The sequence below is a fragment of the Methanolobus sp. genome, assembly GCF_016278385.1.
Lineage (GTDB): Archaea > Halobacteriota > Methanosarcinia > Methanosarcinales > Methanosarcinaceae > Methanolobus.
The window spans coordinates 15227-41077 of the sequence record NZ_JADQBY010000003.1 but is presented as its reverse complement, the minus strand read 5'-3'; the positions used below and the strand labels follow the sequence as shown (position 1 = coordinate 41077).

Annotated in this window: 31 protein-coding genes and 3 tRNA genes; 10 read left to right on the top strand and 24 right to left on the bottom strand. The window is 42.5% G+C overall.

The genetic code is table 11. The features are described from left to right. Window positions 1-189 precede the first annotated feature (189 nt). The 3 genes from QZZ23_RS01745 to lonB are packed head-to-tail and all read right to left on the bottom strand — an operon-like array spanning window position 190 to window position 4795. A complete protein-coding gene (locus QZZ23_RS01745; RefSeq protein ID WP_292466480.1) occupies window positions 190-1500 on the bottom strand; it encodes a TldD/PmbA family protein in 1311 nt (436 codons plus the stop codon). A 1-nt stretch (window position 1501) separates the two neighbouring features. Then, a complete protein-coding gene (locus tag QZZ23_RS01740) occupies window positions 1502-2833 on the bottom strand; it encodes a TldD/PmbA family protein (protein WP_292466479.1) in 1332 nt (443 codons plus the stop codon). A gap of 57 nt (window positions 2834-2890) precedes the next feature. Beyond that, complete coding sequence (lonB, locus tag QZZ23_RS01735) at window positions 2891-4795, bottom strand: ATP-dependent protease LonB (protein WP_292466478.1); 1905 nt, start codon at window positions 4793-4795, stop codon at window positions 2891-2893. Between the two features lie 180 nt (window positions 4796-4975). Between lonB and QZZ23_RS01730 the strand changes: the two genes are divergently transcribed. From QZZ23_RS01730 to QZZ23_RS01715, 4 genes are all read left to right on the top strand, one after another. Beyond that, window positions 4976-5422, top strand: coding sequence for a hypothetical protein (locus tag QZZ23_RS01730; RefSeq protein WP_292466477.1), 447 nt, complete (start codon window positions 4976-4978; stop codon window positions 5420-5422). A gap of 567 nt (window positions 5423-5989) precedes the next feature. Further along, a tRNA-Val gene (locus tag QZZ23_RS01725) sits at window positions 5990-6066 on the top strand. Window positions 6067-6130: 64 nt separating this feature from the next. Then, window positions 6131-6204: transfer RNA gene (locus tag QZZ23_RS01720), tRNA-Phe, on the top strand. Between the two features lie 12 nt (window positions 6205-6216). Beyond that, window positions 6217-6288: transfer RNA gene (locus tag QZZ23_RS01715), tRNA-Gly, on the top strand. Window positions 6289-6517: 229 nt separating this feature from the next. Here the strand turns inward: QZZ23_RS01715 and QZZ23_RS01710 are convergent. The 15 genes from QZZ23_RS01710 to QZZ23_RS01640 all read right to left on the bottom strand — a co-directional run bounded on the left by QZZ23_RS01710 (window position 6518) and on the right by QZZ23_RS01640 (window position 14572). Further along, window positions 6518-6697 (bottom strand): hypothetical protein, encoded by a 180-nt coding sequence (locus QZZ23_RS01710; RefSeq protein WP_292466476.1) that lies wholly within the window; start codon window positions 6695-6697, stop codon window positions 6518-6520. Continuing rightward, entirely contained in the window at window positions 6694-7110 is a 417-nt protein-coding gene (locus tag QZZ23_RS01705) for a hypothetical protein (RefSeq protein WP_292466475.1), read from the bottom strand. The genes QZZ23_RS01710 and QZZ23_RS01705 overlap by 4 nt, the downstream gene beginning before the upstream one ends. Window positions 7111-7149: 39 nt before the next feature. After that, complete coding sequence (locus QZZ23_RS01700; RefSeq protein ID WP_292466474.1) at window positions 7150-7557, bottom strand: hypothetical protein; 408 nt, start codon at window positions 7555-7557, stop codon at window positions 7150-7152. A gap of 198 nt (window positions 7558-7755) precedes the next feature. After that, on the bottom strand, window positions 7756-8148 hold the full coding sequence (locus QZZ23_RS01695; protein WP_292466473.1) for a hypothetical protein: 393 nt from the start codon (window positions 8146-8148) through the stop codon (window positions 7756-7758). Window positions 8149-8325: 177 nt separating this feature from the next. Further along, entirely contained in the window at window positions 8326-8970 is a 645-nt protein-coding gene (locus tag QZZ23_RS01690; RefSeq protein ID WP_292466472.1) for a hypothetical protein, read from the bottom strand. Next, a complete protein-coding gene (locus QZZ23_RS01685; RefSeq protein WP_292466471.1) occupies window positions 8967-9239 on the bottom strand; it encodes a hypothetical protein in 273 nt (90 codons plus the stop codon). The genes QZZ23_RS01690 and QZZ23_RS01685 overlap by 4 nt, the downstream gene beginning before the upstream one ends. Beyond that, window positions 9236-9475, bottom strand: coding sequence for a hypothetical protein (locus tag QZZ23_RS01680; RefSeq protein WP_292466470.1), 240 nt, complete (start codon window positions 9473-9475; stop codon window positions 9236-9238). The genes QZZ23_RS01685 and QZZ23_RS01680 overlap by 4 nt, the downstream gene beginning before the upstream one ends. Then, on the bottom strand, window positions 9472-9861 hold the full coding sequence (locus tag QZZ23_RS01675; RefSeq protein ID WP_292466469.1) for a hypothetical protein: 390 nt from the start codon (window positions 9859-9861) through the stop codon (window positions 9472-9474). The genes QZZ23_RS01680 and QZZ23_RS01675 overlap by 4 nt, the downstream gene beginning before the upstream one ends. After that, a complete protein-coding gene (locus QZZ23_RS01670) occupies window positions 9858-12542 on the bottom strand; it encodes a hypothetical protein (protein ID WP_292466468.1) in 2685 nt (894 codons plus the stop codon). The genes QZZ23_RS01675 and QZZ23_RS01670 overlap by 4 nt, the downstream gene beginning before the upstream one ends. Before the next feature lie 59 nt (window positions 12543-12601). Beyond that, a complete protein-coding gene (locus QZZ23_RS01665; protein WP_292466467.1) occupies window positions 12602-12799 on the bottom strand; it encodes a hypothetical protein in 198 nt (65 codons plus the stop codon). 361 nt (window positions 12800-13160) lie between these two features. Continuing rightward, on the bottom strand, window positions 13161-13292 hold the full coding sequence (locus QZZ23_RS01660; protein ID WP_292466466.1) for a hypothetical protein: 132 nt from the start codon (window positions 13290-13292) through the stop codon (window positions 13161-13163). A gap of 121 nt (window positions 13293-13413) precedes the next feature. After that, complete coding sequence (locus tag QZZ23_RS01655) at window positions 13414-13560, bottom strand: hypothetical protein (protein ID WP_292466465.1); 147 nt, start codon at window positions 13558-13560, stop codon at window positions 13414-13416. An 89-nt stretch (window positions 13561-13649) separates the two neighbouring features. Continuing rightward, window positions 13650-13799 carry a hypothetical protein gene (locus tag QZZ23_RS01650; RefSeq protein ID WP_292466464.1) on the bottom strand — a complete coding sequence of 50 codons (150 nt, stop codon included), beginning with the start codon at window positions 13797-13799 and terminating at the stop codon, window positions 13650-13652. A gap of 147 nt (window positions 13800-13946) precedes the next feature. After that, complete coding sequence (locus tag QZZ23_RS01645; RefSeq protein WP_292466463.1) at window positions 13947-14243, bottom strand: hypothetical protein; 297 nt, start codon at window positions 14241-14243, stop codon at window positions 13947-13949. A 206-nt stretch (window positions 14244-14449) separates the two neighbouring features. Next, window positions 14450-14572, bottom strand: a complete 123-nt coding sequence (locus tag QZZ23_RS01640; RefSeq protein WP_292466462.1) for a hypothetical protein — start codon at window positions 14570-14572, stop codon at window positions 14450-14452. A 364-nt stretch (window positions 14573-14936) separates the two neighbouring features. On the opposite strand from QZZ23_RS01640, the gene QZZ23_RS01635 reads away from it, so the two are divergent. From QZZ23_RS01635 to QZZ23_RS01620, 4 genes are all read left to right on the top strand, one after another. Next, on the top strand, window positions 14937-15266 hold the full coding sequence (locus tag QZZ23_RS01635; RefSeq protein ID WP_292466461.1) for a ribbon-helix-helix domain-containing protein: 330 nt from the start codon (window positions 14937-14939) through the stop codon (window positions 15264-15266). Window positions 15267-15397: 131 nt separating this feature from the next. Beyond that, window positions 15398-16153: a hypothetical protein gene (locus QZZ23_RS01630; protein ID WP_292466460.1), complete on the top strand. Its 756-nt coding sequence runs from the start codon at window positions 15398-15400 to the stop codon at window positions 16151-16153. Between the two features lie 258 nt (window positions 16154-16411). Beyond that, a complete protein-coding gene (locus QZZ23_RS01625; RefSeq protein WP_292466459.1) occupies window positions 16412-16747 on the top strand; it encodes a hypothetical protein in 336 nt (111 codons plus the stop codon). Beyond that, complete coding sequence (locus QZZ23_RS01620; RefSeq protein WP_292466458.1) at window positions 16728-17108, top strand: DUF2283 domain-containing protein; 381 nt, start codon at window positions 16728-16730, stop codon at window positions 17106-17108. The genes QZZ23_RS01625 and QZZ23_RS01620 overlap by 20 nt, the downstream gene beginning before the upstream one ends. Before the next feature lie 19 nt (window positions 17109-17127). Here the strand turns inward: QZZ23_RS01620 and QZZ23_RS01615 are convergent, their stop codons facing one another. Next, on the bottom strand, window positions 17128-18327 hold the full coding sequence (locus tag QZZ23_RS01615) for a site-specific integrase (protein WP_292466457.1): 1200 nt from the start codon (window positions 18325-18327) through the stop codon (window positions 17128-17130). Window positions 18328-18825: 498 nt separating this feature from the next. On the opposite strand from QZZ23_RS01615, the gene QZZ23_RS01610 reads away from it, so the two are divergent. Continuing rightward, window positions 18826-20190: an MATE family efflux transporter gene (locus tag QZZ23_RS01610; RefSeq protein ID WP_292466456.1), complete on the top strand. Its 1365-nt coding sequence runs from the start codon at window positions 18826-18828 to the stop codon at window positions 20188-20190. Between the two features lie 192 nt (window positions 20191-20382). Then, complete coding sequence (locus QZZ23_RS01605) at window positions 20383-20607, top strand: DUF2892 domain-containing protein (protein ID WP_292466455.1); 225 nt, start codon at window positions 20383-20385, stop codon at window positions 20605-20607. Between the two features lie 94 nt (window positions 20608-20701). On the opposite strand, the gene QZZ23_RS01600 is transcribed toward QZZ23_RS01605, so the two are convergent. The 5 genes from QZZ23_RS01600 to QZZ23_RS01580 form a co-directional block, all read right to left on the bottom strand. Beyond that, complete coding sequence (locus QZZ23_RS01600; RefSeq protein ID WP_292466454.1) at window positions 20702-20968, bottom strand: zinc ribbon domain-containing protein; 267 nt, start codon at window positions 20966-20968, stop codon at window positions 20702-20704. Window positions 20969-21126: 158 nt separating this feature from the next. Beyond that, a complete protein-coding gene (locus QZZ23_RS01595) occupies window positions 21127-21492 on the bottom strand; it encodes a DUF2149 domain-containing protein (protein ID WP_292466453.1) in 366 nt (121 codons plus the stop codon). Then, window positions 21489-22112, bottom strand: a complete 624-nt coding sequence (locus tag QZZ23_RS01590) for a MotA/TolQ/ExbB proton channel family protein (protein WP_292466452.1) — start codon at window positions 22110-22112, stop codon at window positions 21489-21491. The genes QZZ23_RS01595 and QZZ23_RS01590 overlap by 4 nt, the downstream gene beginning before the upstream one ends. A gap of 723 nt (window positions 22113-22835) precedes the next feature. Next, entirely contained in the window at window positions 22836-25442 is a 2607-nt protein-coding gene (locus QZZ23_RS01585) for an S-layer protein domain-containing protein (RefSeq protein WP_292466451.1), read from the bottom strand. A gap of 186 nt (window positions 25443-25628) precedes the next feature. After that, on the bottom strand, window positions 25629-25841 hold the full coding sequence (locus tag QZZ23_RS01580; protein ID WP_292466450.1) for a winged helix-turn-helix domain-containing protein: 213 nt from the start codon (window positions 25839-25841) through the stop codon (window positions 25629-25631). Window positions 25842-25851 lie beyond the last annotated feature (10 nt).

The window sequence follows — 25851 nt, the reverse complement described above, 5'->3', positions numbered from 1 at the left end:
TAATTGTTTCTGAATTATGCGCACATTTGCAAATATTATGCATTTTGAACTGGCGCAGATTGTTAAAAAGATTCCCTTTTGTCGGGCAATAGGACATCTGCGCAAAGTATAGTATGAGAGAAAGATTAAAAAAAAGAAGTAAAATTAATGAGAACAATAGAATTATGTTCCCATAATTATTTATCAAACTTAACCTATGACACTCATGTCCGAAACCCTTATGGACGGCGTAATAGTGCCGCCAACTTTCCTGACATCAGTGCCTGCTCCATTGATTTTCTTAAGCATGTCAAATATATTACCTGATATCATGAGTGATTTTATGGGCTTATCCAGTTTCCCGTCCTTTATAGTAAAAGCATTTCTGGCTTCTACTGAAAAATCTCCCGATATTCCATTTGCTGTGTGGGCACCTATCACTGTGTTAACGTAAACACCAATGTCTGTGTCGGCTATAACATCACATTTAGGGAAATCTATTATGAAATTCCTTGATCCTACAGAAGGTGTTGACAGGTATGAATTGCGGGACGCATTGCCTGTGCTTTCTACATCATCTTTGCCTGCCGTATAGGTGTCATAAAGGTAAGATATGAATGTTCCCTTCTCTATTACAGTTGTCTTTTGTGATGCAACTCCTTCATCATCAGCAATGCCTGTTTCGATACCACCTTCAAGTAAACCGTCATCGTATATTGAAAGTTTCTCGTTTGCTATGATCTCATCTTTCCTTCCAATGAGATTTGAACGTCCTTTCTGGACGTTGTCAGCATCAATTGACGGTATAAATGCATTTTCAACAAGGTCTGAGAATGCGAAGGGGTGCAGAATTACCTCTGTTCTATGGGGTTCAACCGAAATGGTGTCTTGAGACATTTTTGCAAGTTCAGCTGCATTCTTTCCAATTAAATTGAAATCGATGTCATTTTTGCGGGATATTGCAAAATCATAAGCTGTAGAAGTTTCTCCTGAATCTGTGATCACATCTACAAATCCAGATACTCCCGTTCCTTCTTCTGATACTTCCACTCCGTTTGTGTTCATGATTATTCTTTTACCGTGGCTGCGTCCAAAGCTCCCGGAAGTGACTATTATGCCTGGTATTGTTTTTGCCCCTTCTATCATTTCCATGGTATGGCCAATGCAATCATCGAGCTCCATGTTTTGGAGTTGCATATCCATAATTCCGGAAACATCAGGATATTTCTGGTTTGATGGCAATGCTTTCCATTTTGTGTCAGAATCCTGTGTCTTAGCAGATACGACTGCATTCTTAGCAGCCTCATCAATATGACTCATCATGTTAGTGCTTGCAAAACCGATTGCACCATTTATAACAGCACGGATTCCGATGCCGGTTGTGATACTTTCCTTTGCTCCTTCTATTACATCTTTCTGGATGTTCACTGAAGTTTTCTGACTTTCCATAATGTATACTTCTGCTTCTTTAGCACCATATTTTGTTGCTGCCTTTAAGGCCTTTTCAGCAAGTTCGTACATATTATGCTCCTCCTACCATGGCTTTTGTTATCATAAGGTGCGGAGAACCATCAGTGACAGGTACGAGTTGACCACCTTTTCCACATCTTCCCGAGTTCATTTTAAGGTCATTACCAACCATTTTTACATTATTCAGTATCTCAAGTATCTTTCCGGAGAGTGAAACATCCCTGATAAGGGTTGTGAGTTTTCCATCTTCTATGAGGTATCCTTTCTCAGCATTGAACTGGAAAACACCTTCTCCGGTGTTTACCTGCCCTCCTCTGGAACCTATCAGATACATTCCATTTCCTATTTCCTCAAACATTTCCTCTAATTTGGAATTTCCATTATCAATATAAGTGTTACTCATACGGATAATTGGTCTGGAATGTCCCTGTGCCCGGCAGTGTCCAGGTGTTCCTCCAAGTTTAGCGGCGGTTTCCCTTGAATGAAGATATGACTTAAGTACGCCATTTTCTATGAGGGTTGTTTTCTCTGACTGTGAACCTTCGTCGTCAAAGGGGAAGTAGCCATATTCATGTAGTGTGGGGTCATCAATAATTGTGATAAGAGGGGATGCAATGTCCTCTCCTATACGGTTCTCAAGGACTGAACTTCCTTCAAGCACAAGGTCCGCTTCAGATGCATGTCCGACTGCCTCATGAGCAAACACGCCTGCAAGCTCAGGATCAAGAATGACTGGCATATTCCCACCTTTGGCTGGCTTTGCATCAAGTAATTGCAATGCGCTTTTTGCTGCTTCTTCTGCAAGCTCTGATGCATTATATTTATCAAATATCTCGTAGCCTGTAACACCAAAACGGCTCTCTCTTCCTGCCTGGTATATTCCGCCCATTGATGCTACCGCACTAATGGCAAAACCGGTTCGTACGATATCATATTCTCCTTCGATACCGGTAGAATCAGTATACATTATCTTGTAGGAGGATTCACTGTATACAGCGCTGGTACTGCTGATTCCGTCCATTTTGGCATGTTTGCCAAATTCCTTAAGGTTTTTGACCTTCTCTTCAAGGGATATGTCCAATGGGTTCTTTTTTATTTTTGGGAGGTTGGAAACAATTGGCTTTGCTATTTCCTTTATCTGCACTTTTTCTTTAGGTGATTTCTCATCCATACTAATAGCAAGCTCTGTAGCTGCACGTATGGCCTTCTCAATATCGAAGTCCCCGTCGGCGGATGTGAATCCCCATGAACCTCTTTTTAAAGCACGTACTGCAGCACCTTTTGTAAAATTGACAGATATCTGTTCGATCTTATCATTATCAAGTACAATGGAGGTGGTTGTTCCCTCTATGATCCTTGTATCAAAAAAGTCTACACTATGCATAATTTCACTTCTCCCTGTATAAATGGAATACAAGTTTAATAAATAAAAATTCCCTGTTCAAACAGGGACAATTTCCGGCATTTCTGCGTTGGTTTTGAGACTGCTCAGGCTCTTTAACTTCTCAACGATTCTGTCCTTATCAGGGCCATCAACAAGACTGTGTTCGATAACTTCAATAATATTAGTTACCGGAACGATCTCTATCTTATCTTTATATGCTTCCTCTATCAGCACATCAGCCTCATTGGATTTTGGAATAATTACTTTCTTTATTCCTGCTCTGGCTGCAGCCTCTATCTTATAGGTTGCTCCTCCGATTGGAAGTACATCTCCTCTTACGGACAACGAGCCTGTCATTGCTACAGATTGGTCGATAGGAATATTCTCAAGAGCAGATATGACTGCAGTTGCTATAGATATGGATGCACTGTCTCCTTCCACTCCTTCATAAGTTCCGATGAACTGTATGTGGATGTCATGGTTTGGTATGCTCTTACCTGTGACGTTCTTGATAACAGCAGACACGTTCTGAACTGCTTCCTTTGCTATATCTTTTAACATCCCTGTGGCAATTACTTTTCCTTCTGAGTTGGAAAGTGATGGTGTCACTCCTGCCATTATGGGCAGTACGATACCTGAATCTCCTCCCATTACTGCAAGACCATTAACCCTTCCAACAGCACTGCCTGTTTTCTTGAACAGCTGGTAATCATTCTTACGTTCAAGGTAATTGTCAGCAAGTTGCTGTTCTATGGACCTTGCCATCTTCTTTGCCGCAAGTACGTGTTTTGCAGTTGTAATTGCCGCATCTTCGGAATGTGCGATATCGCCTGCGACTCGTACCAGACCTCCAAGGTCACGGAGTTTCAGTGTAAGGTGTCCTTTTCTCCCTGCTCTTCTCTGGGCTTCTCGGATTACCTCATCCACGGCTTCCTTGTCAAAAGGTGGTAGGTGGCCATCTCTTTGAATTTCCTGTGCTACGAATCTAACCAGATTCTTACGGTTTTCAGGTGTATCCTCCATGGAATCTCTCATGAACAGCTCATATCCGTAACCCTTTATACGGGACCTGAGTGCCGGATGCATCTTTTCCACTGCATCAAGGTTACCTGCAGCTACCATGATGAAGTCACATGGCACAGGTTCTGTTTTCACCAGTGCACCGGAACTCCTTTCTGACTGCCCAGTGATGGGGTATTCCTTTTCCTGAAGTGCTGTTAGCATACTTTGCTGAGACTCAAGGCTCAATGTGTTAATCTCATCTAAGAAGAGCACACCTTTGTGTGATTTGTGGATGTCCCCACTCTCGACTCTGTCATGTGCAGGTGTCTCAAGTCCTCCGGACTGGAACGGATCATGCCTGACATCACCAAGAAGTGCACCTGCGTGAGTGCCGGTAGCATCCAAAAATGGTGCATGTTCCTTCTGGTAGTTTGAAACTATAAGTTTCGGAATCATCATTTCTTCTTTTGGCAAGAACTGTCGTGTCAGGAGCAAGATCATTATTGCAGCTATGATACCCCATAGGAGCTGGCCGACGTAGAATGAATATATTATGATACCAAATACAAGTATCATCATCAGCATATTACGTGACTGGATCTTCTTCTGAGCTTCCAATTTGTGGGCCATGACAATTTCCCTGCCCTTACCGGCGGGAACCGAACGTATCTTTGGATTATTATTATCCTCAGGGTTGGGGTAGGCCATTATGTCTTGTAACTCTTCCTTTGGAAGAAGCTCAGCCATAGCTTTTGCCAGAAGGGATTTTCCAGTACCTGGGCTACCTATCATCATGACATGGCGTCTCTGACTTGCTGCTTTTTTGACCACTTCCACTGCATGTTCCTGTCCTATTATCTGGTCTATCAGAAGTTCGGGAACATCTATGGAGTCTGTGGTTTCGAAATTGTCCTCGTATAGTTCAATCTCTTCGCTAGGAGTAGTAATCTCTTTTTCCATAGTCTTCTCACAAGGTTTGTGGTTATTCACAGTTGTACGTACAAAATATATACTTGGCGGTTTTTATAATTATGTAAATCAAATTTATTTTATATTTAACTTGTGAGTAAAGTTAATATGAATATAGTGGTATCAGGATATAAGAAACTATGCATTTTTTGCCCCTGGATATGATATGAAATGAAGCTGACAGTTTTTCTGATATTTGCATTGATTCTCTCTCTTTTATCGTTCTCAGCTAATTATGATATCATTTCAAATGGTGAGGAATATATAAAAGTTAATCACGTTTCAATGAGATTTCAGGGCACAGATGCAGTTATTTCAGTGTCCTATGGCCTGGATATGTTCTCCGGTATGTATGTATTCCTGCTGGGTGCACATAATCTGGAACCTGCTATTGACGACCTTTTCTTTGATTTTGGGGATATTGAGGTAATTGAGCTTAGAAACGATCAGGCGGTCATTTTAGTTAACAATGTCTCTCGTCAAAATGATGAATTCTATCTCCATGATTCTCATAAACTTGGTACCACTGTAAAGGTGCTGACACTAGTTTACCCGGATGGTTCTACGCGAACTATTTCTGGCGCCAGTGCCACACCCGATACTTTCTACAGTGGCTGAATTATTTAATTTATTCATCACTTATTATGTTCATTTTTTATATTCATGTCTCTGCACATGAATCTATTTTGTAATGGATTGGTCATGGCCCCATGTGATTGAGTGTTAAGATATTCATGGTATGGAATGTATCTATGTTCGATAATTATGCCTCATCATTGAATAGAAATTTAAATACATTCAAGATTATCAAATAAAATGGTTTTATGAATAAAGGATTAACCGATGTGCAGAGGAGGGGGGATGCTATCATCTTGTGCTTTAAAGGCAAATGGTGAGATTGGATATAATAAATTTTTATTGTCACGCGTCCTATGTGTTGGTACAAATGGTTTTTCATCTCTGGCCATCTAATATCTTGCTGTCGCAGTAAAGGAAATATTGCTTGATAATTACAAGAAAGATTGTTCTTTATATGGTAAATGACCATGTTGTGTCTGTTTACCCAAAAGGTTTATTATCTATTATGCATTATGTGGGGTGCTGGTAAGCGCCAAGGCATGCGATAATAGCACTTAAGTGCCGTTATGCAGCAAGGTGTTTACAGACATTAGCTAACTGTTCAATGGGCTCGTGGTCTAGCTGGTCATGACGTCGCCTTGACATGGCGGAGGTCGGGTGTTCGAATCTCCCCGGGCCCACCACAAGCAGTTCAGTAACAGATAAATTTAAATCTAAAAGCAACATTTAGGTGCTTCGGGTCATTATGCCCAGGTAGCTCAGTTTGGGAGAGCGCTGCCCTGAAGAGGCAGTTGTCCCCGGTTCGAGTCCGGGTCTGGGCACCTAATCTAAGAACATCAGTAGTGTAGCGGTCATCACCGGGCGTTGCCAACGCTCGAACCCGGGTTCGAATCCCGGCTGATGTACTAATAAATTTTTTATACACCGTCCTTTATGGATGGTGATTTTCCTTATTTTTTAAGATCCGAAAAGAGGGTACTATAGTTTTCTCGATACTTGTCGAGCAGATGTAGAATTAAATATAGAACCGGCAGGATATAGACCCATTATATCACAATTACCTGAAAAACAGTTAAGAAATAGTTTTGAGGCACCCCCTGCCACCACGCTTTCGGGTGCCTCCGCTGCCTTGGTTCAGTGTTTTTTATCCACAGTCACGGTGATCCCAGACACACCGAGTCCTTCGGGAGCTACGTATTCATCGGTTCTTAAGTGCTTTGACACCTCGGACCTTATAGGCGCTTCCCCCTTCTGCTGGTGGAAGTCATCAAGAGCATTTTTGACGGCTCGCTGGATGATTTCGTCGTTGCTCACAGATTCACCCCGGTAATGACCTGGTAGAGTTCTGTCTTCTTGGATGTCAGCCTCTCGTGAGCCTTGGCATACCTGGCCATGTAAAACAGTGAGTACGACATCTTCTTGTCAAAGCCGTGCTCCTTTCCAGCAAGCTCAACTGCAAGCTCATCCCATTTCGTAGTGTAGGTGTCGGGATTCTTCTGGAAACGGTCCAGGAGCTTGAACACGTTAACAACAGTATCCGCATTGGTCTTTGTGATCGGCAGATTCTCGATGTCTGGAAGGGTGTCCGCGAGAGATTTAAGGCCTTTCATAAATTCTTTTTCTTTGACCTCTTCCTGGAATTTGTGGGTAGTTTCCTGATACTCTGCCAGGACATCCTTCTTGAAGTCCTCGAACTTTGATTCAAGTGTTTTGGTGTTGGTTTTCATTGTAATTCCTCGAATTGAAATCAGTAGGGATGTCCCTGTTCACTCCTCTGCCAAGATGATCTCGACCATCTTGTCTTTCTGTGCACCGAGATTGCTGAGGGCCTTGGCATACAGGTTCATGTTGTATATACACATGCTTTCTTCCACAGTGAACCCGTGCTCTTTTCCACGTGAATGGATTGTCTCTGTGCTGTCGGCCTTCACATCATCGAGAGATTCCATTAATTTGAAAATCTTTGAAACAAACCGGGCGTTCTCTCTGTTGACTTTGAGTGTCTGGTAACTCGAGAGAATGCCACGTGGACCATAGAGCCTTTCCATAGCCTCTCTGTGTTCCTGGCCCCGGATCTCTTGGCGAGTGCTTTCAACTGCTTCTTTGAACAGGACGTTGAAGTCTTGTGTAAACTGGTTGATCCTTTCGAGGACGGGCTGTGCTTTTGCGTTCATATTCATACGGTGGTCACCTGCTTTGATTTTAGTTCCTGGAGGGCAAGACCGACGACTTCCCAGTTTTTCATCTTCTGGGAGCGTGCGATCTCGCGTATGTCTCTACGGATGGACTTGGGAAGCAAGACCTGAGCCCACTGGTTTCGGTCATACATACCTACGTGTGGTACGTACCACCTATATAAAGGAAGGTTGAAATTATTGGGTTACCACCGCGTGATGCAGTGGGTCATCGAAAACAACCGATGTGTTGCACTTTCTGTCCTTCCCGATATCCACAAAAACTAACACAATTTTCTTACCAGGCAGCAACAGGCGAAGGTGTTCTTCTTGGCATTGTTTAGAACAGTAAGGAAGCATGAACCGGCCGTACTTCCGATAATACACATCGTTGAACTTGTTCCACTGTGATTCCGTCATGTGGAATCGGTTATTACACCCCGGTTTTGCACAGGTGATCTCAAGCACATCAGAAGAATCATGGCCGTAAAATATGAGATCATTGATATAGGCATCTGGTTGTGTTTCCTCGATGCTGAAACACTCGGCCTTAACACCGGCTTCCTCGCCCGTTCCCTTTGACCCGCACACGATGCTCACCGCGGGGATCATAAGAGACCTCTTTGGCTTTTGACAGGTCAAGCGATGTTCACATTTGTTGGTGCAAATGACACCGTAGCTGTCTTCATGATAGGAATGACAGAGAAACATGTTTTTGCCTCCCAGTGAACATGGCTCTTAAAAAGTCAGAGAGCCCAGGAATTGAGCTCACACACTTACATCGGCATCTGCAAAACTGGCAGGCAATAACCGAGAATCGGGGCATATCCGCCGAACTCTCTTAGTAAGCAAGGTCTGATATGGTTCTATTTCAGGGACTCCGCCCAGACCTTCCCATAATTTAGGGTTAAGCAGTTCATTCCTTTCTTGTTCAGATTGCTTAAGTCCCTGGAATATTGGGAGCATTGCCTCCTTGCGTTCTTTGATATCTTCTTCTACGAGTCTCACGGCCTTGTCGGCAGGATAAGCATGATATAGCCTGTCCTCATGCCATGCGCTCTGTGTGGCCTCGTGGTTGAGTATCTCCTCAAGGAAACGGCGAGTGGCATCTATGCCACAGATCACTGCTATCTTGTGATTACGGTCCATTTCCTTGTATGCTTCGATGGCTACTCGGATAGCATCTTTGTGCAGGGCCTCGATAAAACGAACCGCATCAACGTACTCCATCGTATCAGTGATCTTGGATAAAACCACATCAAAACGATGTTCAAGTTCATCCTCTGGGATGTTGCCTGCTTTCATCTCTTTAAATAGATCGATTCCTACTTTCCTGGTATAAACTGCTTGATCCTCAACTGTGAGGTTTGATACTACTTTATCGAGTTGTTTGCTAAGTGTTACTGTGCTCATATCTGTCCCCCCTGGGCTGCTTCGATGTGTTCGAGTCTGCGCTTAATGTCTTCGAGATCGTCATCTTTAAGAATGGATGAATGTGCTTGAATAGCTGAAACCAACACTCTTAAGAATTTCAGTTTAGTCTCATCTCCTTCTCTGACCCGGAAGCGGTCACCTCTCACGCGCTGCTCAATATCCGTTATCATCCTGGTTGAAACTTCAAGGAGCTGTTCTCTTGACATTTTTTTTAAAGTTTGGGTGTCAATGTCGTCTTTTTCGGTCATCTAATGCCTCTTAGTGCTTCTTTTTTGTGTGATTCGGTTCTTAACGGCTTATTCTGAGTAGGGTAGTTATCACTATATTGATACCTCTTCATCCTGCCATTGTGAGTTCGAATCACTCGTTTGATTGTACCGACCGGGATATCCAGCTCCTCGGCTATCTCACCGTAACACCTGAGGTTTGCTTCCTGCAGGATCTTCTCACGTTCTTCGGCGGAGAGGTCTTGGACGTTTCTCACAATACCACCGTTTCCCCCGGGAACAGTTCCTCACTGATCGCAGCGTACCGGTAGTACATGGCTGCACATTTCTCCTTGATTGGTCTTGCACGGTGATTCACCACTACTGTCCACCATTCCAGGCCACCGGGCTCTGGAACTCCATAGAATATGAGCCAATACTTGAGATCCGCGTTCAGTATCTGGACGAGCACAAGATCCTCATCCGGAACATCGGCCAAGGTATAGAAGCCCAGAACATCCTTTTCTGTCACGTCTACCTTGTAGAGAAGGATGGCCTGCTCTTCAGGGGAAGCTACACAGTATACAATGAAATGTGCATTGATTTCCAAGAGTTCTGGGCCACCAGCTTCACTGGGAGAACTGTAGAGGCAGGAAGGTATCATAGCGGGGCCTCCACAGGTTCAGGCTGATTCGGGTGTTCAGATGCCCGGTTGATATACTTTTGATAGCAGGTATGGCAACGATGCTCTACCTGGCCATTTATGAGAGTGGAAGTGTTAGGGGCACTGGTGGATCCACAGTCGGCACAATAGGCTTGTGTTTGTTCACCTTCTACATTCAATGGACCAGACATCGGTCTTTCGGTGGGTATCTTAGCATACCGTCTAATGGTATCAGTAACTTCAGTGAACTTGTCAGAAGGCACACTATACCTCTTGCAGTATTCCATTGCTACATGGGTCACGTTGAGGCGATTGATGCTCTTTTTATGGGAAGATTCCCACCGCGGAGCCCAAGCCAACAAGTGTTCCTGCATAGCGGTGTTTCCGGTATTACCGATATCTAGCGGGGGTGCTGATGCACTGTTACCAGCAATATTACTACCACTGTTACCTAGCTTTTCACTATCTTGCGAACTACTGATACCATTGATACACTGGTTTGACTTTTGTGTAAGTAAAGAATCAGATTTCTCATTTTTCACACAATTGGGTTTTTTTTGCTGTACTCTATCTATATTGGTATCAGTGGTATCAGTGTATGTATTGTTACTGATTATTGGAGTATCAGTGTGTGTATCAGTCGTGTAACAGTGCGTATCACCCACATCAAGAGACACAACCGAGCCAAACATTCCAAGGGCGTCGAATCCATCGAGTTTTAGATATGTCTTCTGTGTTTTGTGGCCTACAGAATTCTCAACTGTTCTTTTTTCAACATAGAATCCCTCAACTTTATGGAGGAGGCCCGCATCTTTGTTTCTATCCTTTCCATAAATTAGATGTGATACTCTGCCCACGGATTTACCCAGAGCCTTGGCAATTTCTTCCCGGGTAGCTTCTCCCCTGCCAGCAAGTACTATACATAGCCGCATCTCCGCATCACTTAGCTTTAGTCCCTGGTTCTCCGCCCTCCTAGTATACAGTGCCTTAGCATCGTTGAAGTCTTGGACTTCTGCTATTAGGGCGCCTTCCTGGTCTTTCTGCCTTTGTCTATGTCGAAGAACTGTATATCCCCTCAAGATATCCAGGAAGATAGAATAGTTTCTGCGATTCCTGGTATCTCTCCATGTAATCCTTTCTACAAAGGGGATTTTCACAATGAAATTGCTTGACTTTATGTCCTGGAGGATCTCTCTGCAGATCAGTACGCTATCGTTCAGGGGTAGGCCAACTTCACCAGATGCGGCCTTTTTTGACAGGAACTCCACAACCTTTCTATCCTGTTCCTCTGACTCGTCCACGCCCCCGCCGAACTGTCTGTTTAACAGCTGCAGGCTTTGGTCATCGTCCACCGAAGTGAGCCACCAAGATATCCTGGAGGGTATCCTCTTTGTTTCTTCTCTTCGCTTAATGTCCAAGGTGGTGTATGTGGTCCCCGTCTGAAAGTTGGAGGTCGCACGCTTGATCACGCCTTCCAGTGTTTCAGATAGATCAATATCATCACAGAAGATGATACTGCCATCCTTCAGCCCCTTCATGTAAAAAATAGCCTTGTCTGATAGTGTTGTTTCAAAAATCCATTTAGGTGGCACAAGGTGAGCCATGGCTTTACAGCAGTGTGTCTTTCCTTTACCAGACTCCCCGCTCACCTTGGGCTGGATGCCGTCCGCGTTTAGAACCGACTGAACGCCAACGGATACAAGTAAGGTCTTAGCAAGTTCGAGGTCCCCCACATGCAGAGACTGGTGAGTATCAAGAATGAACTGAACAGGATTCTCTCGGCTGGCTATCATGTCGGCAGCCTCTTTAATCAGCGGGTCGGTTTCTTCATCGTTCGTGGCTTGTTGTTCGCTTTGCTCTCTTCCTTCCACTGAGGGGGGTGTATATCTTTTTGTCAAACTGCTTATGGCGTTCCCAATGGTAGCCTTAAGATAAGTCGGGTGAGTATCCCACTTGCTGCGAGCAAGGCCCGACTGTCTCATGAGTCTTTCAATCCGGACTTCATCTTGAGTGTAGAAGGCTATCAGTTTAGCAAGTTCATAATCTGCCTCGCTGTTTGAAGGATATCCGGCTGTGCTTCCATCCCACAGAGATTCGAATGTATCTGCAATAGATGAGCCCATCAACAGAGAAATGACCTTTTCATCCTCCTGGTTACAGCTCTCCTTACTCCCATTTCGCGGGGACTTGCATGCCTCACGGTGTGGATCTATCTTATCATAAACAGCCTTGATAGCTTCAGGCGGTGCTTCGTTTATGGTATCTGGCGTTCCTTCTAGGTGGTTTCCTGTAACCACAAAGAAGCGATCGTGTGTGTACATCTCATAGTTTCCACGCCTGCACTTGCTCCCCGGTTTCTCTCCCTTGCAAATAACATGTGCACCCGTTCCACTCTGGGAGATCTCCGCATAGCTTGCAAACCGCTTGATCTCTTCAAGTGTTCCGTTCTCCCATTCTCCGGTTTCGGGGTTCCTGATATTATCCCAATCAACTCCCATATATGGGTCATAATAGGAGAAAACAAAACCGATACCATTGAATATCTTTGGGTCGAAAGCTTCAATGCAAGCTTCAAATATGTTCCAGGTCCCGGGGGCTGTGGAGTCTGCTGGTTTGTTTTCAACCGTGAATAAAACTTTATCTGGTTTTTTCTTACCTGGTTTCTGCACAAATTTCCACATGACCCACTGTGGACATTCCTTAAGTTCTGCAGGAATGTTGTCGATATTAACAGGAGGGGTTATTCTTCAACACCCCCCGCGCAGATCTCCTTGGCCAGGTCCACAAAAAGCTTCAACGTCGGATTAGTCGCCGTCACTAAACGGTAAATATCCTCCGGCATCGAGGCAAAATCCCTTATAGTGGGATGCTCACGCAGGCTCTGAAGATCAGCGTCAGAGCTTGAACCACCGCTTTGAATATAACCCATGGAGTTCATGTATAACATGGCCTCCTAGTGGTGCAGGTGGTCATATAGCAATTCAGGGGGGCACTGCCCCCAACTTCTATTGTGTTTCTGTTTTCGGGTAAATTCATGCGGCGCTTCCCGGAAGGCCACAAGCTCAAAACAGCATACCTTTTGTTAGAACAAATGTTCATACAAAAAGTATTATAATATCCTACCGCGTAATACCACATGGTCTGAAATGTGGGTTATACTTGGAGTATAATCATGTTTCGAGCTGCAGGCGTGTTAGCGCACACCTGTGGCTTCCTTCTTATCGTTTTGTTAATATAATTCCTTTAGTTTAATACTGTTTCTGCTATCAGAATTGGTAATGAAATGCCCGCTTCTGTTATCAATTGGTTTTCTCCGGGAATCTCTGATCTATCAGAGCATACATCTTCATCCCCGCGACATCGGCTTCTCGCTTGATCTTATCTCTGGTGGATTCTTTGACAAGGATACTCGTCCATCCTTTGGCTGCCATTTACTGCCTCCTTATCTGGTAATGTTCACTTTTTCACTACTAGTATATAAAGAAAAGTTGAATTTTTCTTCACAATTCTATTGTCGAGCTCATGATTTATAAATAATCGGTCTCTGGTTAGCTACCTCCTTCTTTTTGAATAGTCTACTGTAATGACCTGCAGCTCATCCTCTGTGAACACTCCTGCGTATTCGTCGTATCTGAGTTCATAAGGACCCCCGTCCCATGGATACAGGCGCCTGGCATGTTCACGTTCTCCTCCTCCCACAACTGCGACACTGCAGGTTATGCGGAAGGATCCTCCCGCACACAGGGCATCTTTGCTTCATCTTCATATCACATCACCCCATGGCCTTATCACGTGGACCTTGCCGGCCACGAACCTGTTCCAGTATCGATCAACTGTACCCTGACCGACCATGCCATACTTCCGGAGGTCCTTCCTGGTATACTCAGGATGTTCTCTGTGAAGATCATAGAGTTGCTTAAGCCAGTGGTGGCTTTCACCCCGGGAGATCTCCCAGGACTCCTGCAACCTCATCACCGGCTCAGAGCCAGCCCATCCGCATTGGTGACACTTCCACTTCTCTTCCTTTACCACGTGATTGATTGTCAGTGAATCACATTCCGGACAGTGGGCACGTGGACGAGGGGTCATATCCCCACCCCTGGCATTCTTCCCATCATTCTTTCCTCAACTGCCTGGACGAGCTCAAGGCACTCATCTGCCGATACCCCGAAGGCATCTTTGAGTATGGCAGAGAGCAGAGCGCGGTCCCTGATTTTGACGCCTCGGAGCTCTCGGATGATATCCTCCACGAATTGGTCCTCAGTAGCGACATCCCGGGCGACTGCATATTCCAACCTAAATTTTTCTACAGCGGGTGCTCCCACAACAATATCCGCGTAGAGTCTCTTGCCGGTTTCAGGATCCTTAATGCAGGTGTACACTTAGATTTCCTCCGGAGCGTTTTTCAATGGACAGTTTGGGAGAATCCCGCATTTGAGATAATCATCTTTCGATATGAAGGGACTTCCTTGGATATCCTCATTATCACAATACTCTCCCCTATCATTGCTAGAAAGATAGAAACACCGCCTGCAGGACGGCACAAGAATCATCTTCACGCCATCACCGCCTGAGCTCTGATCTGTTCCTAGGGGATCTCCTCAAGAGCTGGTTGTCTGCAGAAGGTGCACACGACAAGCCTTGTTTCCGGGTCTACACTTGGGAAGAATACCATCTTTCCACAATCCATACATATCCATTGGTTTCTCATGTTCTCTGATCTCCGGAGGGACACCCGAGACCAGAACCTTTAAAGCCAGAGAAACACAATAATTGATTGCGAGTCATTACGTGGATCTCTGGGGCCTTGGTCCTGGGGTCCCTTAATGCATTACTTCTTTTCTATAAACGCTACCCTCACAGCTTTGCGTATCGCCTGTGAATAATTATCACATTCTCGCGCATCGATTACCCTTTTCAAGGCGTCGTGTACATCCTCTGTGAGCGAAACTGTCATTCGGTGTGTTACATTTGGTGTAATCATCATACCAATCTAAGCAGGCATTATATTTAAGTATTACGTTTGGTGAAATTATCATCGAATTGTTTATCATTGGTCGAATTGTATTCACTTCATGAAAGAACGATTCAGTGTATCTATGGACGATGATCTTGTCAAATGGCTTGACAGGATGGTCGATGAAAAAATATTTTCAAGCCGCAGCCACGCTTTAGAATTCTGTGTCAAACAGCTATCTAATTTCGGAATAGAAAATATAGTCATGCTGAACTATGGAGACGGAAGGAAAGAACCAATCTTCCTGACTGATCAAGCATTTAAAAAAATGGAATACATTATGCAACAGCTCAATCTCAAAACGGTAAACGACGCGCTGGCGTACATTATTAACAACTCGTGGGAAGCACGCCAAAAAGAAACAACTAGCCAATCCGAAAAGAAGTAGGAGCTGTGGTTACAATGGTATCCGGTTCGGGCCATTGTGGCCTTGTGGATTTTCCAGGACACCATTGAACAATTTCCTTTTCCCAGCAACAAATAACAAAGTTGAAATCTAATTAGATTTGACGTTAAAATATGGGGATGTTTGACTTCTTGAAACGGCCTTCTTCAAAAGAGAGTAGCCAGGTAATAGCCGAGATCATTAAAGACGAATTGCCCGAACACACGGGTGACCAAGAAAGCCCCTCACCTATCTGTCCTTACTGTAATACAGAACTTGAACAGATGCCAAAGGGTAAGAAAAAGTGTCCCCACTGTAGTAATTATATTCGCGTTAGAAAGCCAATGATCGGTGAAGAAAAGGTGTTAATGACCGAAGAAGAAGCCGATGATGTGGCCTTCGTCGCCGAGCAACTGAAAGGATTGGAATATTATAACATCACACAAGATGATTACGTTAATACGCGGAAACATCTGAAAGAGGAGCACGGAGAGAAGACAGGGCCAGTCGATGTTCTTTGGACGATGGTCAAGAATCTAAATGACAATGCCATCGAGAAAAAGGATATCGACACTATTAGAAACACGTTATGGATAATGTCATTAATATTGTACCGGGAAGGAAGAGACTTCATTCGACTAAAGCAAGAATCGGAAAAGATGCGATTGGTTAAATATCGCAAAGAGGGGGTCGAAATGGTCAAGATCTCCTCCCCTGGTCCATGTGAAGCATGTGCCAAGAACAATGGTAAGGTATTAACGATTGACGAGGCCCTCGAGACAATGCCCATCCCTAATCCAGATTGCACCACCAAGACAAGAGATGGTCCATCCGGATGGTGTCGATGCAGATATGTGGTCTTCTTTGATGATGCTGAATTAGATAAATAACCACTCCCGTTTGATTTAATTCCCATAAAAGAGCTTCTATGGTCCGTAAAAATACCTACATTTTTATATTTTAATATTATTAATAAAATATAGGTGTGTGATTCCTTTTTTATCCACCCCCAACCAACCCCACGAATCACACATCTCTACCGCCTTCCCCACAGATATTCTTTGAGGTCTTTAACTTATTCTACTAAATTTTTATAGTATGGCGGATTTAGATGTTTCTAATCGCTGAGAGTATTGTGGTGTTACTATATGGAAAAAATGGATATCTACACCTTTGGACAATATCTATCTACTATCAAGGTAGATAATATCTATGAAACACAACACTTTCGTGAGAGGATGAAAGTCCGATTTGGTGAAGATTTTATTAAAGAAGTATACACCAAAATATTCGATTGTACTCCAGTTGGAATATTAGAGCAATTCACGGGAAAGTTTAAAGTCTTGTATCGCTATAATGAAGACTACGACCTTACCATAATCATTGGCATAAAAAAAGTTAATCCTATAGAATTCTCGTTGGTAACATGTTTTAAAGAAGCATCAAGAAAGAGGGTGAGAGCAGATGGGCAAGACCAGAATTAAAATAAAAGGAGATGCTGCTGACTATGATATGCAAAATGATAGCTTCTTTGCGTATTCTAAAGGGATGAAGTATAAATCATCTATCGACTTAGATGGGATTGTCATAGATATCTCTGAAGAGAATTCTATAATGGGTGTGGAAATTCTCGAAGTATCTGATAAATTCGGCATCAGTAAATATGATGTTAAAAACTATAAAGCACTAAATATGAATGTTAAAATTTCTAAAAAGATGATTAGAGTGGAACTAGTTTTTAGTGTCTTGAAAAGGAATGCCCCCACTCCACATGTTATACAGGCCTCTGCACTCAACTCCATGAACTTGCCGGTAGGGTCTGAATCTTTAGCTGTAGTTGCCTGATGCCTGCATCATTTTTACTTTACTCTTTTTCACCCATCTTAGCTAGCAGTTTTCTTGCCTCTTCCGACCTCATCACCAACTGCAAGATCTCCGGAATCCTGGCCTCATATTTGCCGATCTCATCGAGTGCTTGGTGGTCCAAGACAAGGGAACACTGTGAGCAGAACTTATCCTCGGGCCGGAGAATGTTGTGACAACGTGGGCAATTGCTCAATGTTACCTGCTTCTTATCATCCTTCTTAAGGCCATACTTCTCATAGACCACATCATTCATTTCCTGGTCCGTAAAATTGCCATAGACCTTATACATCTGTGTGCTGCCCTTTGACCATCCTGCACGGTGGTTAATTGTCTGTTCATTGAACCCCTGCAGGATCCAATCGGTTATTGCCTTGTGCCGCAACAGGTAAGGATAGAAGTCCTTGATACCTGCGTCCTTTGCTATCTTCTGTATGGTTACGCGGAACGTCTTGTAACTCATTGCAGTATGGTTCTTGTCAAGAGTAACCCACAGAGGCGCTTCGGGGTCGTCCCGGAGAGGATGCACGGCTAACCATTGCTGCAGGTAACCTGAAGACCATGTGAGAGGTATTCCCTTTGCCGGTGTGGTTTTCTTTGATCTCGATGTTTTTGAGAGATATACGATTGATCCGTAATCATTTGACTCGACATTTCCAACCCTGCAGGAGATTAGTGCCCCAGGACGGAACCCACCGTCATAGAAGGTTGCCACAAGGGCCCTATTTCGGGCATTCGTGCAGACCTTGATCATCTTGTCTATCATATCCTTTTCAGGCAGGTCCTGAGGCTGCACATGTGTTTCTACGGTCCCTAATTTGATCTTCTCTACCCACCTGGGCACATTGTCGCCATATATGTGTCTGTAGAGCTTCCTCACGACCTTCTTGTAATTCCGGATCTCATTGTGTGACAGTTGCGCCTTATCTTCCAGGTATATGATGAAGTCGTAGAAAGCATCTTCATCGAGTTTGTCAATTGTGCCTTCAAAACCACTTTCCGGGAGCCTTTGAATCATTCTCTTCAACTGGTTGGTGTAGTGGGTAAGGGTACTTTTTGCCAGGCCGTCCAGCCTGCAGCTTTTGATGAACTTCTTAACAATGGCCTTGTTTTCTTCGGAGGTATCGAGTTCGTCCAACCTTTCCATTGCTTTTAAAAAACCAGTATCAAAAGCGTGTACATCGTCCACATTGCGAGTCATATATTCTTTAATATGTGGTTTAGGTGTATAAACTTTCGTTATATACACCCGGCTGATGTACTTTACTTCTTTTTATTCATTCAACATCCATTAAATTACAATATCGATTAGTTTTTTACTTCCATAGATAAAAAGGCGGTATCAAACATATTAACAGATAATTCAATGATCCTGAGGATGTGATATTCAATGTCAAAAGAAAAAGCTGATGCACAACATAATTCATGCTGTCGTGGTGGTTCCTGTGGTTTTAGTATGTTTAAAGTATGGATACTAATAGGAGTTTTGATTGGAATGATATGGTATTTTGTTCAATGATTATCATGCTTCTATACAGAATCTTATTTTTTTGATTTTTTGCAATTAAGGGATAACCAAAAAATAAGTCAATGTGGCTTACAATCCGGTCGAGCCAGCAGGCTCTGAATGACAGGTACTTATATGGAAAAGATTTGTATTATGAGTCTCAACAGTCCCTAATCATCCGGGGTCCATTGTATGAAAAACGAAAGATATGACATACTTGCCAATGAGAACATAAAAAAGCTCATCTACAGGATGTCAACTCCTGCAATCGTAGGGTTGCTCGTTCAGGCATTCTACAATCTTGTGGATACCATCTTTGTGGGCAGGGGACTGGGGGCAGATAGTGCCTTTGGAATTGCCGGGATCTCTGTTGCATTCCCTGTACAGATGCTCATGATGGGCATTTCCATGGGGCTGGGTATTGGAGGAGCATCACTCATCTCAAGAGCTCTTGGCATGGGTGATCACAAAAAGGCTGAAAGGACCCTGGGGAATATGGTTATGCTGGTCATCATATCCAGTGTGATCTTCACTATTCTGGGACTGGCATTCATTGACCCTGTGCTGAAAGTATTCGGAGCATCGCAGAGCATACTTCCTTTTGCAAGGGAGTATACGAAGTACATACTCATGGGAACCATATTCTTTGCATTCTCCGCAGCATTGAGCAATACCATAAGAGCAGAAGGACATGCAAAGTTTGCAATGTCCGTCATGTTGATCTCAAGTGTTGTGAACATCATACTTGACCCGCTCTTCATCTTTGAGTTCAACATGGGAATAATGGGGGCAGCTGTTGCAACGGTCATATCCCAGATAGTTGGCTGTGTATTGGTAGTTCACTATTATACAAGCAACATCAGCATAATCCCATTGAAGCTTGCATATATGGTGCCTGATATTGCTCTTTCCTGGGAGACCATAAGTATAGGGATGTCAGAGTTCATTTTCAATTCAGTTGAAAGTCTGGTCTTCATTCTGCTGAATCAGAGCCTCCTGATATATGGAGGGGATATGGCAATCGCTGTATTCGGAATAATCATCAAGGTCTTCATGCTCACTCTTATGCCTATAATAGGTATCAAGCATGGGATCCAGCCGATTATTGGTTTTAACTACGGTGCCGGCAATTTTGGGAGGGTCTGGGAAACCGTCTCCATTTCAAATTATATTGTATTTGGCATGTGTACACTGAGTGTAATTAGTGTTTTCCTCATCCTTGAACAGATATTCCGTGTTTTCAGCAGTGATTCCGGACTTATAGAGATGGGGGTGCCGGCAATAAAGATAAGTTTCCTGATGATGCCGTTCATAGGAACTCAGGTCGTGGCAATGGCCCTACTTCAGTCTCTTGGCAAGTCTAAAGAATCACTGATGATCACACTCTCAAGGCAGATCTTCTTTTTGCCACCCCTTGTATTTATACTTCCATTGTTCATGGACCTGACAGGTATATGGGTATCGTTCCCGATATCTGATTTTTTGGGGTTTGTCGTAGCGGTGATCTTAATGAAAAGGGAAGTTACCAAACTCAAGGCATCAATATCTCAGGTCTGAAACCAAAAGAGAACTGAATTTTGGACGTAGACCTGAAATTATAGATCCACTATTTTATCTTTCATTATTTTGATTTTGTTTCAAAATCCTTTTACTCAAGAAATTCATTTATCTGTTCATTCCTTCATATTAATTACTTATGAAGCATTGATTTTAATCGCTTCTGGATAATTTAATAATGGGGGTCAAAATATGGATATGAATGAATTATTCTTCAAGGAGAATGTAGGTGGGTTTGATCTTATTTTCAGAGCACTTTTTGGGACAGCAGCAATAATTGTCCTTGCAATGGATTTGGTAGCTCCGGGCATATGGCAATGGGTAATTGCCATTATTGCTTTTGTGGGACTTTTCTCATCTATTTTGCGCCACTGCACGCCATACTCTCTTATGGGCTTTAGTACCGCAAAGAAATGAAACCGTAGATTGTATTTGGAAGTATCAATCTAGGGAATATACAATAATCTCTTCAATAGTCCTATTATGAAAAAGGGGATGTTTAATCCCCTTTTTACTTCCATCTTTTAAGGTAGGGTATGAATTGCATATTCATTGCCCTTGCCTCACTTTCAGGTATCTGTTTCATCTCAGACATAATGTGGGTGCATTTGTCCACCATTTCCTGCATGGAGATATCAGGTTCGATGAATGTACCATCCTGGTAGCAATAAGCACAGTAATCATAATTCTTTGAACCATCTGCATTTGTCCCGAAATCTCCATTATTCTGCTGAGGCATTCCGCAACTCTGGCAGAAATTCATGTATTTCCTGTTCATAGTTTTATCTCCATTCCAATTAATATTACTTCATTTTATTTTTGTGCATCATCTGGTAAAAAACGAATGGATGTTTATGCATGAGCAGATAATCGTTGGCATAAACACAGTAAAATCAAAAAGAAAATAGATTAGGTATCAAGCAAATTTAATATTCTCTAAATTGAAGTTTCATTTTCCCCAAACGGCACATAAATTATACTGCCATCAGCTAGTCTGTAAGCGGTACCAAGAGCTTCTCCGCTTCCGCTGCCAAGTTCATTAGTCATGTTCAGTATTTCGATTGGTTTGCCTTCTTCCTTGATGATTATCTGCATATCCTTCTGTCCCGGATTTTTTACGATCGTTATATTTTCAGTGGGACTTAAGAGTTCAGGCAACTGGTATGACATAACAAGTGCAACCAGCAGTGCTACAGAGAATACCATTGCAATGTCAAAGAGGTTAGCCACACCTGTAAGTGGGTTTTGCTCATCGTCATCACCTATATGCCTTCTTCGGCTCGATCTTCCTCTCCTGTTCAATCCCTTTCCTCCAGGATATCAAGGATATAGTCAATGTCAGTCATGTCCTGCCAGTACCATCTTTTTCTAACCTGTGTCAGCACATAGCCGATACTTCCGGCGAAAAGGCCTATTACCGTAGTGGCAAAAGCTATCATCAGATTGTTTGCAAGCTGCTCGATATCTCCCTGAGAGAGTCCAATGAGTGCAGGACCCAGTGGTATAAGGGTTCCCATAAGACCTACCATTGGTGAGATAGTTGCAACAATCCGTGTCTGCTCAAGTCTTTTTGACATTTTGATCTCATAATCTTGTGCAAGCCATTCCAGTGAAGATATACTCTCCATTTGAATATGTTTCGCGGCGTCCCTGGCAAAACACATAACAATATAGTTCTGTCTCAAAAATTTCAATGAACCTGCAGCTTTTCTAAAATCTCTATTTTTAATATATTGCCGTGTACTGTTACAGCAAAGTTCAAGGTTGGGTACATCGCGCTGTCTCTTTGCAAATTCTGATGCAAATTCTCCTATGAGCATCAGAGAATAAACAGCCAGCATTATCAGTGTGATTACTACCGGGTAAAGTAATGCAGATGAGAATGTGTAAAGAATGCTGAATATATACGAAGTTGTATCCATTTTTAATGTCCTCTTTTGTGTGTCAGATATAAACACTTAGAATCCATATTATTTTTTTAAAAATAACTTACTTTGATTTATCAAGTAGTTATAAAAATATTGTGGTTGACATAATATTTATCTTTCCGTTTATTTACATTAAAAGCATATTATGGGACACAGATAAGCGATAAAAGCGATTTTAGGGAATTAATGCCTGTAAATGTGGTGTTATAGAATCAATTGTAGTGTTTGAGTCCATTAATAGTGTTTACAAGGGTGCCATCAATATGAATGGAATTAATTGTTGGGGATGAGCCTACTTACACGATTGTTTTTTTCTGTTGCAGGTCTTAATGCTTGAGTTTTTTCAGGGGATACAGGAAGAAACTTATGTATTTTATCTGGTTATTTCCATCAGGTCGATATTATGAGTCATGTCTGCCACGAATACTGTATTCTTGAGAATGGAATGATTCTCTTTATTTGTATGACAATTAATAATGTCAGTAATTTCAAAAGTTGATTAATGTGGGTTTCTTTCAGGGACCTACTTTATATGGCTTCTACTTAGGGATAAGCACTTAAAATTGATGCTGAAAGTTAATCTATATTCTGTTTGGTAAATTTGCTACCCATTCTTTCAGAAAGAGAATATTGATCCTGTATATATGAGGTAATCGAAAAAAGGAAGTTGCGCCTGCACATGGCAGGCACATCTGTTACTCAATTGTCTTTTCGGTCTTATTTCTTCTTTTCATTCCTGCGTATCAGCATTGCAATAGCAATCACTGCAATCATTGATACAATAATACCTGGTGCCGGAATAGAACTCTTTTCAACTTCAAGGATTGCAGTAGAGCTGCCAATCTGTATCTCATAAGTACCTGCCTCTTCCTGTGAAACAGTGAAGGTCAAAGTAGTTTCTTCTCCTGCATCAAGTGATATGCTCTGTGTGTCTACAATAGTTCCGTTGACGAGCAGATCCACATCCTCATTACCTTTAACGGTACCTGAGTTCATTACATCGACTGTGACAGTAGCTTCTTCCCCGGTCTTTACCAAAATAGGTGTGACCTGCAGGTTAGAATAAGTAAGCTTTGCTTCCAGTGCAAGTACATCAAGATTCAGTTCTGCTTCAAGGTATTCATCTGCCATGGTTGTCAGTTTGTGCAGACCTGTTTCTTTCACTGTGTATGTAAGTATACCATTAGAACTAGTGCTTCCTATGAGTTTGCCATCGTAGTATACCTGCACATCTTTAACAGCTTCTCCGCCAATAGCTTTGGTTACAGAGATTGTTATAGTATCTTCCGGAACAACCTTTTCAGGTGACACTTCAATGACAAGCTTTCTGCTTGCATCATCAGCTGAGACCACTTCTACTTTCTCGCTTGCCGAAACGTACCCTTCCTTTTCAGCAGTAACTGTGAAAGTGCCTGCTGTTTTAGGAGTGTAGCTTATTGTACCATCAGTTGCAGTTTCTCCTATTTCTTCATTACCAAACATAACAAGTGCATCTTTAACTGCGGCACCTCTTGATGTTACCATAATTTTAACTTCATCGCCTTGTTGAATTACAGAAGGTACGTCCATAGAAAGTGATTTTGAAGGCAAAGTTGATACTTCTACAAACGGATAGTAGCGTACATCACCGGAGTCTGCAACTTTAAATGAGATATCTCCCATTACATCGATTGTCTTTCCTCTTGAAAGTGATAGTGAATCTCCATTTTCAAGGACAATTTCATCTGATGCGAAACTCTTTACTTCCATCTCTCCGAATTTCTCATTGTCTGCTATCTCTACAACATCTTCTGAAATCTGGAAGATACCTTCGATGAACACAGCATTTGATTCAGTTCCCTGGAATATTTCGTCAAAATGTACTACTATAGTAGGAACATCATCTGTTGAACCAATGTCCATCTCGTAGATATAGTCATCATTAGAGGAAACAATTCCTGTATCAATGTCATCGCCATCCTTGACGAGGTTTACCATAACACTACTACCATCAAGGTCAACTTCAACTATGTAAAGCTCATACCCGTCTTCCAATACCAGCGAGGAACCGGAGTATAGTGATGTCTTACTGTCGTCGTCGATGAGCACCTTTGAGAGCTGGCCATCAGAAAGAAGGCTTACATGATCTGTAAACTCATTGTCAGGATATCCCGCAAAGTACTTTTCTGCCATAAATCCGATAACCTGGAACTCTCCCCAGCCACTATGATCAAAACTGACATCCAGCGGCACACTTCTGTAAACAAGGTCACCATCATCGATGCTCCTGCCACTAAGGTCCTTAATTTCAAGTGATTCGGTTCCCACACCTTCATCAATGTTGTAATAGAATCCTTCAAAGTTCAGTGGTGTCCATTCAAGTTTATCGTTCTCTGCAACCGTACCTCTGAGTTCATAAGTACCTGGATCTGACATGTCTACTACAGGGCCGAACCTCAATATACTGTCATCAGCAACTATGAATTTCAATTTACCCATAATAGTTATTGTATTTCCTCTTCCCAGGCTGATAGAATCTGAATTTTCCATTGTAATTATGTCTGAACCCAGTGCATTAACTTCCATCTTCCCGAATTTGTCTCCAGATACAATTTCCACATAATCCTCAGATATCTGGAATATACCCTCTACAAATACTGCATTTGTTTCAGTTCCCTGGAATATATTGTTTAAATGAACTGCTATAATTGGTACATCATTGTTTCCGAGTTCTATCTCATAGACGTAGTCATCATCTGATGAAACAATATCCGTATCTAGTTTCTTTCCATCCTTTTCAAGGGTGACAAGAACACTGTTTCCGTTTACGTCAACCTCTTCCAGGTTCAGTTCGTATCCTTCTTCAAGTACAAGGGAAGAGCCGGAATAAAATGAGACTTCTTCATCATCATCGACCAGGACTTTTGTAAGTATGCCATCAGATATCAAGCTTATATCGTCCTTAGCAAATTCTGTATCGTCGGTGTAACCTGCAAAATATCTTTCTGCCATAAATCCTATTACCTGATATGAACCCCAGTCACCCTGTTCAAAATCAGTATTAATAGGAGTTGTTGAATATTCGAGGTCTCCATCATTTATACTTCTGTCACTGTCGCTGTCCAGTGTTATTGTTAGTGTTTCTGATCCTTCTCCTGAATCTAAGTCATAATAGAAGCCGGAATAAGTCAGTGCAGTCCATGTATATTCGAGGGACAAATTCTCACTTGCATCCCATATACGATTTCCTGTGCTGTTGTTTGTTGCAGCCATGGCTGTGCATGAAAGCATGACCAATACGGCCACTGTAACAACAGATAAATAATATTTACGTTCATTTATCATATTATCTCCCCTTAATTTGTTTTCTTTTTTGTGAGAAAAAAATAATCATATAATTCAATTCTTATAATATATTACAATATTATATAAAACAATCTCAGTGTCGATGTTCTTAAAGTGCAAGATTTGATCTGAAAGATTAATGCTAACTTTGCAGGTGTATTCAGGATAAACAATTGTTTATCCTGGTCACTTCAATTTTAGGGACCAGGAATTCCCGTTCTTTTCTATGCATATTTTGTCTTCCCTTGCAAGCCATCCGATTGCCATAAATGTTGACTGGTTGTCAAAACCATTCTCTTTGAGGTGGTTTTTCAGCTTTGCCATGTTCGATTCTCCACTTTCAAGCAGTTTGTACACATATCCTGCTGCCTCACCTATGTTCAAACACATTTCATCCATGTATATCACT